The organism is Acutalibacter intestini (genome assembly GCF_034334985.1).
GTDB lineage: Bacteria > Bacillota > Clostridia > Oscillospirales > Acutalibacteraceae > Acutalibacter > Acutalibacter intestini.
This window is the reverse complement of record NZ_JAWXXL010000064.1, coordinates 1-12,453: the sequence shown is the minus strand read 5'-3', so window position 1 is coordinate 12,453 and position 12,453 is coordinate 1. Positions and strand designations below refer to the sequence as shown.

The following is a 12,453-nucleotide window of genomic DNA, read 5'->3' as shown; positions in this document are numbered from 1 at the left end:
AGTATTCCCACCATGCTGGACAGGGCCATGCAGACGCTCTACCGTTTTGCACTGGAACCGCTGGCAGAAATGAGTGCTGACCCTTGCTCCTTTGGGTTCCGCCCGGGGCGCTGTCCCCAGGACGCTATTAAACAATGTTTCAATGACCTGGCGAAAAAGGTGTCGCCCAAATGGGTGCTGGAGGGAGATATAAAGGGGTGCTTTGACCACATCAGCCACCGGTGGATATTGGAACACATCCCCATAGACAAGAAGATACTCCGCAAGTGGCTGAAATGCGGATACATTGAAACAAAAAAGCTGTTCCCGACCGATGAGGGTGCGCCGCAAGGTTCGCCTATCTCGCCGGTAATCTGCAACATGGTGCTGGACGGATTACAGCCGCTCCTCAAAAAACATTTCCACCAAACCACCCGTAAGGGTAAGCAATACTCCCCTATGGTTAACTTCGTGCGCTTCGCCGATGATTTCATCATCACCGGTGAAAACCGACAGTTACTACAGGAACAGGTACTGCCCATGGTGCGGGAGTTTATGGCGGAAAGAGGTTTGCAGCTTTCGGAGGAAAAGACGGTCATTACCCATATTGACAATGGCTTTGATTTTCTTGGCTGCAACATCCGCAAATACAAGGGCAAGCTGCTGATTAAGCCGTCCAAGAAAAATCTCAAAGGGATTCTGGATAAAATCCGGAAAACCGTGAAGGGAAACCCCACTATCAAGCAGGAATGGCTGATTCGCAAGCTGAATCCCATGATTCGCGGCTGGGTCAATTACCAGCGGTTCAATGTGTCTGCTGTGGCGTTTGAATATGTAGATTATCAAGTGTTCAAATGTCTGTGGGCTTGGTGCAGGCGCAGGCATCCAAAGAAAAGCAAAACGTGGATAGCCACAAAATATTTCCACCGTATTGGCAACCGAAGCTGGACGTTTTCTGTTCCAACAAAGCTGAAAATGAATAATGGGGAAACCCTGTTTATACGGCTGGTTTACGCTGCCGATACGGATATTATCCGCTTTACAAAAATCCGCAACTGTTCCAATCCATTCGACGCGGACGACCGGGAATATTTTGAAAAACGCAACACCGAGAAAATGCGCAATAGTCTGAAGGGCAGAAAGATATTGGCGAAACTTTTCCGTCAGCAGAAAGGTTTGTGTCCTGTTTGCGGAAAATCACCGTGGACACCGGATTCCAGGTTTACGACGATAAGGAAAATCGCCAAAACCCCAAGCAAATGCTTCATCCGGAATGCTATAGAAAGGTTCGTAAAAATGATGTTTCCTTTGAGCCGGTTCCCGAAGGGGAGCTTTGAAAGGCTTGAGCCGTATGAGGGGAAACTCTCATGTACGGTTCTTAGGGGAGGCTCCGGCAGTAATGCCGGGGTCTTACCCGACCAAATCCTGTGCTTTGATACGGAGATAGATGCCGAAAGATTTTGCAATGAGAAGTGCGCCGTGTTCGTTATTTTACCGGAGGAAAACCCCAACTCGTTCTTTATGATTTCACTCATCATCCAGCAGCTCTACCGGGAAATCCTCTCCGTGGCAGACGAGAACGGCGGTAAGCTGAAAAACAGGTGTATTTTCTTTTGCGACGAGTATGGGACGATTCCAAAAATAGAATCCGCTGAAATGATGTTCTCCGCATCCCGCTCCCGCCGCTTGCAGATCGTACCCATTATACAGTCCTTTGCGCAGCTTGAGAAAAATTACGGCAAGGAGGGCGCTGAGATTATCGTAGATAACATCCAGGACATCATCTTCGGCGGGTTCGCGCCCAACAGCAATTCTGCCGAAGTGCTGTCCAAGGCCCTGGGTAGCAAAACGGTAATGTCCGGCTCTGTTTCCCGTAGCAAGAATGACCCCAGCCAGTCTCTGCAAATGATTGAGCGCCCACTCATGACGCCTGATGAGTTGAAGTCCATGCCAAAGGGCCAGTTTATCGTGATGAAAACCGGCTTTTATCCCATGAAGGTCAGGCTTAAACTCTATTTTGATTGGGGCATTCAGTTTAACGAGCAATACGCTGTGCCGGAGAACGGCAATCGTAAGGTAGCTTACGCAGAGAAGAACGAACTGCTCCAGGCCATCGTGCTGAAGTACCATCCTGACTGGTTGAAGGATGATGATACTCCTCCCGAAGAATCCAATGCTGGCGGGCAGAGCCAGGACACTCCCGCGCAAAAGCAGCGAAAGAAAAGTTCAAAGAAGAAAGGCCCCGCAAGCAGGCAAAACAGGCCGCTAAAAGAGGTCGCTCCCCATAACCGTGAATCAGAGGTAGTGCAGGATGGGCCGGTTTGATTTTCTGTATAAGATGGACTTGCAGCACCGGGCCGTGGCTGTGTATATCTATCTGGCAGACCGGGCGAATCGGGATGGCGAATGTTGGCCTGCTATTCCTACCATCGCCAGGGAATTGAAATTGTCTCAGTCTACAGTGCGCAGGGCATTGCAGGATTTGCGAAAGGCGGAGTTGTTGGAAACGGAGCAGCGCTACCGAACCAAGGGCGGCAAGAGCAGTTTGCTTTTTCGTCTAAAGAAAATATGACAAAAAGGAACCACCTGCCGCCAGGGAGCTTTTGCGCTTTCTCGGTGGCAGGTGCCGCCTGTCATGATGGCGGGTGTAGGGAAGTACCCATATGAAAAGAAACCACCTCAGAGAAAAGATAACCCAGATATTTGTTATCGAGATTTTAACATCATTTGCCTTGATATTTCAAGAGTATCCCGGTATAATGCTTGCAGAACGGTAAGCTGGCGAGAAATTACGTGAAGGAAATACGCCTGCTTAAGAAAATCATAATGTTTTCTCATGTAAGGCTCAAGAAACTGTGCCACACACTTTGCTACAATTATATTAACAGAGAAGGAGGGTGCATATGCCCGAAAAAATACTTGTGGTGGACGATGAAAAGGAGATTGCCGACCTTGTAGAGCTCTACCTAAAAAACGAAAACTATGAGGTCTGCAAGTTCTACACAGCCTGGGAAACCCTGGCCTGCATCGAATCCACAGAGCTGGACCTTGCCATATTGGACATCATGCTCCCCGGCGTGAGCGGCTTTGCCATCTGCCAGAAGATACGGGAGCGCCACACCTACCCGGTCATCATGCTAACGGCGAAAATGGAGGAGACAGATAAGATCACCGGCCTGACCCTGGGCGCGGACGACTATGTCACCAAGCCTTTCCGCCCTCTGGAGCTGGTGGCCCGGGTCAAGGCCCAGCTGCGCCGCTATAAGCGCTACAACCCTGGCATGGCGGATACCCTAGAGCCGGACGCGCTGGAACACGCCGGAATTTTTATGAACACCAAGACCCACGAGTGCCTGCTGCTGGATGAGCCCTTGTCCCTGACCCCCACCGAGTTCTCCATCCTGCGGATTCTATTGGAAAACAAAGGTCAGGTGGTCAGCGCGGAGGAAATATTCCACAAGATATGGCAGGACGAGTATTATACCAAATCCAACAACACCATCACGGTACACATCCGGCACCTGCGGGAAAAGCTGGGAGAGAGCGCCGGGGCAATCAAGACCATCTGGGGAGTGGGGTACAAAATTGAAAAATAGAATTGGCAGAATCTTACAGCTGCTTATGCTGCTGACCGCCGGGTTTGCAGCCTGCTCGGCGCTGTATTTTCTGGTGGATAACGTGTTCGATGGTTTTTTTATCGATTGGTTCGAGGGCTTTTTCACCCAGACCGAGGGCCACTTCAACCCCGTAGAGGGCACAGGGGAGATCTGGCACACCATCAACTGGGGGCGGCTGAAGCCCTTTGTGCTGGCGGTGTTCATCGGCGGCACGCTTTTGTGGCTGACGGCGGCTTTTGTGGCCGCCCAGGCCGCCGCCAAACGCCAGGAAAAGCGCACCATCACCGACATCAGTGAGCGCCTGCGGGCTTACATGAAAGGCAACGCCGACGCCGTAACGGTGTTCCCCAAGGAGCAGGCCGAGATATCCGCGCAGCTTTCAGACATCAAGTCAGCCTTGCTGGAAAATGAGCGCCGGTTAAAGGAGGAGACCACCCGCAAAAACGACCTCATCGCCTACCTGGCCCACGACCTGAAAACGCCGCTGACCTCCGTCATCGGCTACCTGAGCCTTTTGGACGAGGCCCCGGATATGCCAACAGAGCAGCGGGCCAAGTATACCCGCATCACCCTGGACAAGGCGTACAGGCTGGAAAAGATGATCAACGAATTCTTCGACATCACCCGGTACAATTTGCAGGAGATCGCCCTCCAGAAGGAGCCGGTGGACCTCTACTATCTGCTGGTGCAGCTCACAGACGAGCTGCTGCCGGTGCTGGAAAAGAACGGTAATACGGTCAGATTGCAGGCCGATGAAGCCCTCACCGTCCCCGGCGACCCGGACAAGCTGGCTCGGGTGTTTGGAAACGTGCTGAAAAACGCCGCTGCCTACAGCTACCCTGACACGGAAATTGTCATCACTGCGGAAGAAAAGGAGGGGGCCGTCACCCTCCGCTTTAGTAACCGGGGCAGGACTATCCCACAGAAAAAGCTTAATTCCCTCTTTGAAAAATTCTACCGTCTGGACGAAGCCCGCACCTCGGGCACCGGCGGGGCCGGGCTGGGGCTGGCTATCGCCAAGGAGATCGTCTCCCTGCATGGGGGCAGGATAACAGCGGAGAGCATAGATGAAACCGTCACATTTACCGTCACCCTGCCCGCGCAATCTTAGGATTTTCTTAGGAAAGATACAATCTCATATTAAAGAACAGAGCGTTCCCATCTGGTATGATGTAGTTAACGCGGCGGCAAAGCCGTCTGCATTTACTACTATGCCAGATGAGAACGCTTATTATTTTTTCTAGGAGGCATGACATATGACAGAGAAAGCAATGGCGCGCAGGCGCAGATATCGGCAGCGACACAGAAGGAACACCCTCGCCACATGGGTGGCGGGCGCGGCCTGCGCGGCTATGCTGGTGTTCCTGGCGGCAATGGGGTGCAGGGACTATGTGAATAAGCTGCCACCCCCGGAAAGCTCCACCTTCCCCGGACTGGCGCTGAGCGAAACCAAGCAGGGCACGCCAGACCCGACAATTCAGGACAGCCAGCCCCAGGAGCCATCAACAGTTTACGAGGACGGCACGGACTGGAACCTCCGCCTTGTGAACCGCTGGAACCCCATCCCGGAGGGGTACAACGTGAGCCTCAAGGAGCTCCCCGGCGGGGAGAAGGTAGACGAGCGCATTTATGGGCCGCTGACGGAGATGCTTGAAGCCGCCAGGGAGGGCAACTGGGACGAGCTGCCCCGGGTGATCTCCGGCTACCGTACCCAGGAGGTGCAGCAGGAGCTATACGATGCCGAGGTAAACAAGTATAAATCCCAGGGCTATTCAGAGGAGGAGGCTAAAGCTGAAGCGGGCAAGTGGGTGGCTGTCCCGGGTACCAGCGAGCATCAGCTTGGCTTGGCGGTGGACGTGGAGGGGGCAACCTATGATGTATTCATCTGGCTCCAGGAGAACAGCTATAAGTATGGATTTATCTTCCGCTATCCGGGGGATAAGACAGATACTACCGGCACGGTGGAGGAGGTCTGGCACTACCGCTATGTAGGGGTGGAGGCCGCCACGGAGATGTATGAGCAGGGGCTTTGTTTGGAGGAATATGTGGAAATGAAAGGGGGAGAAGTATCATGACCATGGAAAACCGCAAAGAAAGACAGGCTCAAAACCATGCCGGGCGCACAGGCCCTGCGCGATTGAAAACGGAGTGGCTGGTGATGGCTGGCTTCTTGGGGCTGGCGGCCTGTATAAGCGCTGTGCTGCTGCCGTGGGTAGGTCATAGGTTTTATCACAGGCTGGAGCCATCCCCGGCCATTGTGGAGATCCAGGAGGTACCCGGCTGGAGCCTGATCCTGGTGAACCCCTGGAACAGCCTGCCCGAAGGCTATCAGGTGCCACTTATGGATTTAGGCGGCGGGGAAAGGATAGACAGCCGCTGTTATCACGAACTTCAAGATATGCTGGACGCCTGCCGCGCCGCCGGGCTGGAGCCGCTGATCTGTTCCGCTTACCGCAGCCAGCAGACCCAAGAAAAACTGTTTGCCAATCAGGTGGAGCAATGGACATCACAGGGGTACTCGCTGGAAAAAGCCCAGGCCGAGGCGGGTAAGGTGGTGGCTGTACCGGGCACCAGCGAGCACCAGTTGGGCCTTGCAGTAGACCTTGTAGACGTGTCAAACCAGATGCTGGACGAAAGCCAGAAGGACACGCCTGTGCAGCGGTGGCTCATGGAAAACAGCTGGAAATACGGCTTTATCCTCCGGTATCCCAACCAAAAGAGCGATATCACTGGGATTATCTACGAGCCTTGGCACTACCGCTACGTGGGAAAAGAGACCGCTGCCGAGATATATGAACAAGGGCTTTGCTTAGAAGAATATTTGGAAACCAGGGAGGTTCAGCCATGAAAGGGAAGTTAAACATCGCTGTGCTGTTCGGCGGCTGCTCGCCGGAGTATGAGGTGTCACTGCAATCCGCCCTTGCCGTGATAAAGAACATGGACAGGGAACGGTTCACACCCATCCCCATCGGCATCACCCGGCAGGGGGACTGGTACTGCTTTGAGGGCAGCGCCCAGGAGATTGCTGCCAACACTTGGCGTACTGGGGAGAACTGTGCCCCGGTTACCATCTCTCCAGACCGCCGGGACCCTGGGCTTTACAAATGCACGGACAACCATATCACAGAGATCCATGTAGACGCGGCCTTTCCGGTCCTCCACGGGAAAAACGGCGAGGACGGCACGGTGCAGGGGCTGTTTGAGCTGATGGGCGTCCCAGTGGTGGGCTGCGGGGTACTGGCTTCAGCCCTGTGCATGGACAAGCATCGGGCCCACCAGATCGTCCAGGCGGCAGGGATAGAAGTACCCCGCTCCCTGGTGCTGGAAAGAGGGCAAGGGATGGAATCCGCCCATGCCCTTGCGGAACAGGTCGGTTACCCGCTGTTCGTAAAGCCGGTACGGGCCGGGTCGTCCTTTGGCATTACAAAGGTGGCAGACAGGGAAAACCTGCCCGCTGCTGTGGCCCTTGCCAGCCAGTATGACAGGGAGATCATCCTGGAGGAGGCCGTCTCCGGTTTCGAGGTGGGATGCGCCGTCATGGGAAATGACAGCCTCACCGTGGGCGAAGTGGATGAGATAGAGCTGGAGGACGGGTTCTTCGACTACACGGAGAAGTACACCCTCAAGACCTCCGCTATCCACGTCCCAGCGCGCATCCCAAGAGACACGGCGGAGCAGGTGAAGCAGACCGCCCAGACTGTCTACCGGGCCCTGGGGTGCCGGGGCTTTGCAAGAGTGGATATGTTCCTGACCCCCGACGGACACATCATCTTTAACGAGGTGAACACCATCCCCGGCTTTACGGAGCACAGCCGGTTCCCCAGCATGATGCAAGCGGTGGGGCTGGACTTGGGGCAGGTAATCTCCACGGTGATTGGATTGGCGGTGGGGAAATGAACAGCCTGATTTTAGTGAACCGGCAGCACCCCTACACCATGAGCGTCCGGCAGAATCTGACCCCCGTCCTCCCGGCTTTCCCCCGCATCCTTTTGGAGCGGGAGGCCGCCCATGCCCTCTCCCGGCTCATGGAAAAGCTGGGCGGCTGGGGGAATATCCTCCCAGTAAGCGGCTGGCGCTCCTTTGACGAGCAGGAGAAAATCTATCTGGATTCCCTTCGGGACAACGGGCGGGAGTTCACAAGGCAATTCGTGGCCCTACCGGGCCACAGCGAACATCAGACCGGCCTTGCCATCGACCTGGGCCTGCAAGGGGAGGACATGGACTTTATCCGCCCGTCTTTCCCCTATGAGGGCATTTGCCAGTATTTCCGGGAGCTGGCCCCTGCCTATGGCTTTATTGAGCGCTACCCGGCGGGGAAGGAACACGTCACCGGCATCGCCCACGAACCCTGGCACTTCCGCTATGTGGGCGCACCCCATGCGGAAAGCATGGCCCGGCAGGGGCTTTGCCTGGAGGAATACCTGGCATGAGTACACGGGAAAAAATTACCGATTGGTCAAAGGGGGACTATATGGGTTTTTATTGGTCGCTGTTCTGGTGGCGGGAGCGGTGCGAAGGCAAAATCTGCCGGGATATCCTGACCTTTCTTCTGAACAGGATGGCTCATCGGCACGGCGGATACATTGGCAATGGGGCCAAATTGTGGGAGGAGCCGCTGCTGCCCCACGGGCTGCATGGGGTGTATATTTCCCGGTACGCGAAAATCGGCGCGGGCTGCTGCATCTACCAGAACGTCACCATTGGCGAGGTGGACGGCAAGGCCCCGGAAATTGGCGAGCACTGCCTGATCGGGGCCGGGGCCGTGCTGGTGGGCAGTATTAAAATCGGAGATTATGTAAAAATAGGCGCGGGTGCGGTGGTCAGTACCGATATCCCCAGCCGCGCCACGGTGGTGGCCCAGCCCGCCAGGGTGATTGTAAAGGAGGGCAAGCGATGATGGAGAAAAGCCGTGCCTGGATAGAGCTCGACCGCGCCGCCCTGCGCCACAACGTGGAAGCCCTGAGAAAGCGCCTGCCCCCCGGCTGCGCGCTGATGCCCGTCCTCAAGGCCAACGCATATGGACACGGGGCCGTTACTGTTGCCAGGGAATGCCAGCGAATGGGCGTGGGCGCTTTCTGCGTGGCCACGCTGGAGGAGGGCATCGAGCTGCGGGAAAATGGCATAAGCGGCACAATTTTGGTGCTGGGCTGGACAGACCCCCGGCAGGCGGCGCTGCTTCATGAACATAAGCTGACCCAGACAGCGGTGAGCCTTGCCTATGCCCAAGAGCTGAACCGGCGGGGAAAATCCATTGATGTGCACATCAAGATAGATACCGGGATGCACCGGCTGGGCCTGCATTGGGAAAGCTTGGATGAGCTGGCAGGAATTTTTCACTGCGAAAACCTCCACGTCACAGGGGCTTTCACCCATCTCTGCGCAGACAGCCTGGCGGCTGAGCAGGGGCGCAGGTTCTATCAGGCCGTTAATGGGCTGAAGGAGCGGGGATATGCCCTGCCAAAAGTACACCTGCTGGCAAGTGACGGCCTGCTGCGCCACCCGGAGCTGGGCGGGGACTATGCCCGGGTGGGGCTGGCGCTGTGTGGCGTTGGCGAAAAAGAGCTGCGCCCCGTGCTCACCCTCAAGGCCAGGGTGTCCCAGGTGCGGGAGCTTACGGCTGGGGAGGGCGCGGGATATGACTGGCAGTTTACGGCCCAGCGGCCCAGCCGGATTGCCGTGCTCACTATCGGCTATGCTGACGGCCTGCCCCGCTCTCTGTCCTGCGGCGCGGGCAGCGTGCTGCTCCACGGCAAAAGAGCGCCTGTTGCCGGGCTGATCTGCATGGATCAAACGCTGGTGGACGTGACAGAGATCCCTCATGTGTCGCCTGGGGACAAGGCGATGGTAATAGGAAAAAGCGGCGGGTCAGAGATCACCGCCGCCCAAGTGGCAGAGTGGGCGGGGACGATCCCCAATGAGATTTTGAGCCGGTTGGGGGAGCGATTTGATAGAGTCATCGTATAAACGCACTCGTTTTTCGCAAAACAGTAGAAGATTACAAAAATTGGATTGACTAAGCCAACCATGTAGTTGTTTAAATAAAATGTAATGCGCAAAAGCCAGTCGCTTAGTCGCAGAGCTGCGCAAAGAGAAAGTGGGGATGTACACTTGCAGAAGAAACAGCAGAAATCGAGATGGATACATTGTCCCTCATGTGGAGGCAAAACACGCAATAAAGTGTATCAGGACACCGTCCTTGTGAACTTCCCCCTATTCTGTCCGAAATGTAGAAAAGAAACACTGATAGATGTTGTACAATTCAAAATGATAATTAAAAAATGAGCCAGTCGTACTATACGGAGAGCCTGCATCCTCTATTGAGGGTACAGGCTCTTTTCTGTCCTACTTGATCTTGATGACGGAACTCGCTCGAATCGCGCTAATGATGGATTCAATGATAGGTACCAACGAAAGTGCCTCATCTTCGTTGCAGTCCTCCACCAAGAGCCTTAGCCGACGAAGGCCGGGACTGTCGCGGAGAAGTTCGGGGTAGAAAACTTCTCGTGAATCAATTTTTAGAGAACGGATTAATGGGTATAAGACTTCCAATTTCGGATTTCCCTTATAGTTCTCTATGTTCAGAACGGTTCGGACATCCACATCTGCAGCCTCCGCAACCTGTCGCTGTGTGATTTCAAGTTCACCTCTGGCTCGCTTTACAGCATCTCCCAACGGGCGTGTAAATTCTGGCATTCTGCTTCACCTCATAAATATTGTACAATACATGCTGCTTCGACAAAACACACAGGAATTCCTTAAATTCATGTATTGTAATTCCTATAAGGAGTGAAATCAAACTTATGGCTTTGCCACTGCTTGACGCTATTAAAACTACAAAAGTGTATTTCAATGTTCAGAGGTAGAGCAGTGTGCTATTGGAAATGTATTCCAATACACCTCATTATATGAGGAAAATTATTTTTCTATTGACCTGTTCAAATTTGTAAGGTGCCGAGGCCCGCCAATCAATCGTTTTGCCAACCCCAAAACAGATTGATTGGAGGAATCATGGTGGAGTACACACCAAAGAAAGTGTTCGTCTTAGACGGCAAAACTTACCTGGAGCTCAGTTATTCTGAGTTCCGCCAGTGGGCAACTACATACCAGGGCAGGCGGTTCATCCCCCTGCACGGTATGCTGATGGAAGTGCCTGAAGATGCGTACAAGGCGTTCTACAAGAGGAAGCGCCGCGAGAAATACCTGAAGGATCGCTCAAAGGATAACGGCGACTTTTCCTACGATATGCTTACCACGGATGAATTCAATGGCGAGGATATCTTGGTGGACACAGTAGCTGACACAGCAGGACTGGCAGAAAGAAATCTCCTGTTGGACAAGCTGCGCCGTGCTCTGGATACACTGCCAGAAGAAGAACGCACGTTGCTGGAACAGTACTACTTCGCAGGAGTGTCCGAGTGTGAATTATCGGACATTTACGGGATTTCTCAGCAGGCCGTCAGCAAGCGAGTTCGCAAAATCCTTGCCAAACTGAAAAAGCTCATAAAAATTTAAAAAAGTTGGTTGTAGACCCCTCACCTTTTTGGCTTTAGAAAGTGAGGGGTATTTTTTATCCCCTCCCTGCTCTTTGAAAATTTAAGATACAACGCACCTTTTACTTTCCTTCTGCCGCCGTGAGGAGCGGTAAGCTACATGGGCGGACACCAACTTTTGGCCTCCAGGCTCAGACGATGGAACGCACATCCATCGACGGCGATGACCGGCAGAAGGGATAATGATACTTGCGTCCCGTCCTAAAGCCGAGCGTGACCCGTCGCAGCAAAGGAGGGCGCCCTCCAGAGATCCTGGAGGTGGTGAGATTCCAATGAGATTAAAGGCATAATCGGGAGGTGCGTTCCCTGTCCAGGGGTGTTGAGAACAAATGTGGACGAGCAAAACGATTGATACAAGGCGGCAGTCTGCCCGTTGGACTGCTGTCTCTACTTACGGAGGAAAACATGAGAAATGTTAAGCGCGGCGAAATCTACTACGCCGATTTATCGCCAGTAGTCGGCAGTGAGCAGGACGGTACTCGACCTGTCCTCGTTATCCAGAACGATACCGGTAACAAATTCAGCCCAACCACTATTGTGGCGGCTATCACCAGCAAGTCAGACAAGGCCAAACTGCCCACCCACGTTATTGTCCACGCAGATGGGTTGGATGTGGAGTCTGTTGTCTTGCTGGAACAAATCAGGACGATTGACAAGCGCCGATTGATTCGCTATAGCGGCAAGCTGGACAAGGCCGCAATGGGCCGGGTAGATCATGCCATTATCGTCAGTTTCGGAATCATGTATATGGAGGGCCTGCTATGACAAACGATATCAACAATTCTGCCTTCGTCTACAGTGTGAATCTGCTCCGCCTTCTGTTGAAAATGCAACTCATTACCCAAGAGGAATATGAGCGTATTTTGGAAATCAGCGCTGCCCACTATGGTACCGAAAAAATATATGTCTGAAGTGAAAACTCTGGCAGTTTGCGCTGGATGTATCTGAACTCTTGTGGTATTCTTGTTGGTGCCAAAATGCGAAAAATCAAAGAAAGGAATGGTGCAAATGACTGTAACCGACATCAGCCGGGAACCGCAAAAACCCGAAGTTACCCGGCTGGCAGCTTACTGCCGGGTATCCAGCAAATCTGCCGACCAGCTACACTCCTTTGCGGCGCAGATCCGCTACTACAAGGATTATGAGCGAAAGAATCCGCAATACAAGCTGGTGGACGTATATGCTGATGAGGGCTTGAGCGGCACGGACATGAAAAAGCGTGATGAGCAGAATCGGCTTATCCGTGACTGCAAGTTGGGCAAAATCGACCGGGTCATTACCAAGTCCGTATCACGATTTGCGAGAAA

Annotated in this window: 16 protein-coding genes; 15 read left to right on the top strand and 1 reads right to left on the bottom strand. The window is 53.8% G+C overall.

From position 1 onward, the window contains the following. Positions 1-3: 3 nt before the first annotated feature. The 11 genes from U8U68_RS20920 (at position 4) to U8U68_RS20870 (ending at position 9,878) form a co-directional block, all read left to right on the top strand. The gene (locus U8U68_RS20920) at positions 4-2,304 is read left to right on the top strand and encodes a reverse transcriptase domain-containing protein (protein WP_367575877.1); all 2,301 of its coding nucleotides are present in this window, start codon (positions 4-6) and stop codon (positions 2,302-2,304) included. Then, positions 2,291-2,551, top strand: a complete 261-nt coding sequence (locus U8U68_RS20915; RefSeq protein WP_322204281.1) for a helix-turn-helix domain-containing protein — start codon at positions 2,291-2,293, stop codon at positions 2,549-2,551. The genes U8U68_RS20920 and U8U68_RS20915 overlap by 14 nt, the downstream gene beginning before the upstream one ends. A 331-nt stretch (positions 2,552-2,882) precedes the next feature. Beyond that, entirely contained in the window at positions 2,883-3,575 is a 693-nt protein-coding gene (vanR, locus tag U8U68_RS20910; RefSeq protein ID WP_322204278.1) for a VanR-ABDEGLN family response regulator transcription factor, read from the top strand. Further along, the gene (locus U8U68_RS20905; RefSeq protein WP_322204276.1) at positions 3,565-4,707 is read left to right on the top strand and encodes a sensor histidine kinase; all 1,143 of its coding nucleotides are present in this window, start codon (positions 3,565-3,567) and stop codon (positions 4,705-4,707) included. The genes vanR and U8U68_RS20905 overlap by 11 nt, the downstream gene beginning before the upstream one ends. 145 nt (positions 4,708-4,852) lie before the next feature. Continuing rightward, complete coding sequence (locus U8U68_RS20900) at positions 4,853-5,671, top strand: M15 family metallopeptidase (RefSeq protein ID WP_322204274.1); 819 nt, start codon at positions 4,853-4,855, stop codon at positions 5,669-5,671. Further along, a complete protein-coding gene (locus U8U68_RS20895) occupies positions 5,668-6,444 on the top strand; it encodes a M15 family metallopeptidase (protein WP_322204272.1) in 777 nt (258 codons plus the stop codon). Before U8U68_RS20900 ends, U8U68_RS20895 begins: the two co-directional genes overlap by 4 nt. Beyond that, the gene (gene vanG / locus U8U68_RS20890; protein ID WP_322204270.1) at positions 6,441-7,493 is read left to right on the top strand and encodes a D-alanine--D-serine ligase VanG; all 1,053 of its coding nucleotides are present in this window, start codon (positions 6,441-6,443) and stop codon (positions 7,491-7,493) included. The genes U8U68_RS20895 and vanG overlap by 4 nt, the downstream gene beginning before the upstream one ends. Continuing rightward, positions 7,490-8,026: a M15 family metallopeptidase gene (locus U8U68_RS20885; protein WP_322204268.1), complete on the top strand. Its 537-nt coding sequence runs from the start codon at positions 7,490-7,492 to the stop codon at positions 8,024-8,026. The genes vanG and U8U68_RS20885 overlap by 4 nt, the downstream gene beginning before the upstream one ends. After that, positions 8,023-8,493, top strand: a complete 471-nt coding sequence (locus tag U8U68_RS20880) for a serine O-acetyltransferase (RefSeq protein ID WP_322204266.1) — start codon at positions 8,023-8,025, stop codon at positions 8,491-8,493. The genes U8U68_RS20885 and U8U68_RS20880 overlap by 4 nt, the downstream gene beginning before the upstream one ends. After that, a complete protein-coding gene (gene vanT / locus U8U68_RS20875) occupies positions 8,490-9,560 on the top strand; it encodes a serine racemase VanT catalytic subunit (RefSeq protein ID WP_322204264.1) in 1,071 nt (356 codons plus the stop codon). Before U8U68_RS20880 ends, vanT begins: the two co-directional genes overlap by 4 nt. An 84-nt stretch (positions 9,561-9,644) precedes the next feature. Beyond that, complete coding sequence (locus U8U68_RS20870) at positions 9,645-9,878, top strand: cysteine-rich KTR domain-containing protein (protein WP_367575876.1); 234 nt, start codon at positions 9,645-9,647, stop codon at positions 9,876-9,878. A gap of 60 nt (positions 9,879-9,938) precedes the next feature. Here the strand turns inward: U8U68_RS20870 and U8U68_RS20865 are convergent, their stop codons facing one another. Continuing rightward, a complete protein-coding gene (locus U8U68_RS20865; protein ID WP_322204261.1) occupies positions 9,939-10,289 on the bottom strand; it encodes a helix-turn-helix transcriptional regulator in 351 nt (116 codons plus the stop codon). A gap of 315 nt (positions 10,290-10,604) precedes the next feature. On the opposite strand from U8U68_RS20865, the gene U8U68_RS20860 reads away from it, so the two are divergent. The 4 genes from U8U68_RS20860 to U8U68_RS20845 all read left to right on the top strand — a co-directional run. After that, entirely contained in the window at positions 10,605-11,108 is a 504-nt protein-coding gene (locus tag U8U68_RS20860; RefSeq protein ID WP_322204259.1) for an RNA polymerase sigma factor, read from the top strand. Between the two features lie 443 nt (positions 11,109-11,551). Further along, positions 11,552-11,911: a type II toxin-antitoxin system PemK/MazF family toxin gene (locus U8U68_RS20855; protein WP_322204257.1), complete on the top strand. Its 360-nt coding sequence runs from the start codon at positions 11,552-11,554 to the stop codon at positions 11,909-11,911. Further along, entirely contained in the window at positions 11,908-12,057 is a 150-nt protein-coding gene (locus tag U8U68_RS20850; RefSeq protein ID WP_160579258.1) for an SHOCT domain-containing protein, read from the top strand. The genes U8U68_RS20855 and U8U68_RS20850 overlap by 4 nt, the downstream gene beginning before the upstream one ends. A gap of 97 nt (positions 12,058-12,154) precedes the next feature. Then, positions 12,155-12,453 (top strand): recombinase family protein (locus tag U8U68_RS20845; RefSeq protein ID WP_322204254.1); only part of this gene is annotated, 299 nt, incomplete at its 3' end.

What these genes read in the sequence shown, in the direction of transcription:
- U8U68_RS20915 (WP_322204281.1), top strand. Translation starts at nt 2,291, where the DNA reads ATGGGCCGGTTTGATTTTCTGTATAAGATGGACTTGCAGCACCGGGCC.
- vanR (WP_322204278.1), top strand. Translation starts at nt 2,883, where the DNA reads ATGCCCGAAAAAATACTTGTGGTGGACGATGAAAAGGAGATTGCCGAC.
- U8U68_RS20900 (WP_322204274.1), top strand. Translation starts at nt 4,853, where the DNA reads ATGACAGAGAAAGCAATGGCGCGCAGGCGCAGATATCGGCAGCGACAC.
- U8U68_RS20895 (WP_322204272.1), top strand. Translation starts at nt 5,668, where the DNA reads ATGACCATGGAAAACCGCAAAGAAAGACAGGCTCAAAACCATGCCGGG.
- vanG (WP_322204270.1), top strand. Translation starts at nt 6,441, where the DNA reads ATGAAAGGGAAGTTAAACATCGCTGTGCTGTTCGGCGGCTGCTCGCCG.
- U8U68_RS20885 (WP_322204268.1), top strand. Translation starts at nt 7,490, where the DNA reads ATGAACAGCCTGATTTTAGTGAACCGGCAGCACCCCTACACCATGAGC.
- U8U68_RS20880 (WP_322204266.1), top strand. Translation starts at nt 8,023, where the DNA reads ATGAGTACACGGGAAAAAATTACCGATTGGTCAAAGGGGGACTATATG.
- vanT (WP_322204264.1), top strand. Translation starts at nt 8,490, where the DNA reads ATGATGGAGAAAAGCCGTGCCTGGATAGAGCTCGACCGCGCCGCCCTG.
- U8U68_RS20870 (WP_367575876.1), top strand. Translation starts at nt 9,645, where the DNA reads ATGCGCAAAAGCCAGTCGCTTAGTCGCAGAGCTGCGCAAAGAGAAAGT.
- U8U68_RS20865 (WP_322204261.1), bottom strand. Translation starts at nt 10,289, where the DNA reads ATGCCAGAATTTACACGCCCGTTGGGAGATGCTGTAAAGCGAGCCAGA.
- U8U68_RS20860 (WP_322204259.1), top strand. Translation starts at nt 10,605, where the DNA reads ATGGTGGAGTACACACCAAAGAAAGTGTTCGTCTTAGACGGCAAAACT.
- U8U68_RS20855 (WP_322204257.1), top strand. Translation starts at nt 11,552, where the DNA reads ATGAGAAATGTTAAGCGCGGCGAAATCTACTACGCCGATTTATCGCCA.
- U8U68_RS20850 (WP_160579258.1), top strand. Translation starts at nt 11,908, where the DNA reads ATGACAAACGATATCAACAATTCTGCCTTCGTCTACAGTGTGAATCTG.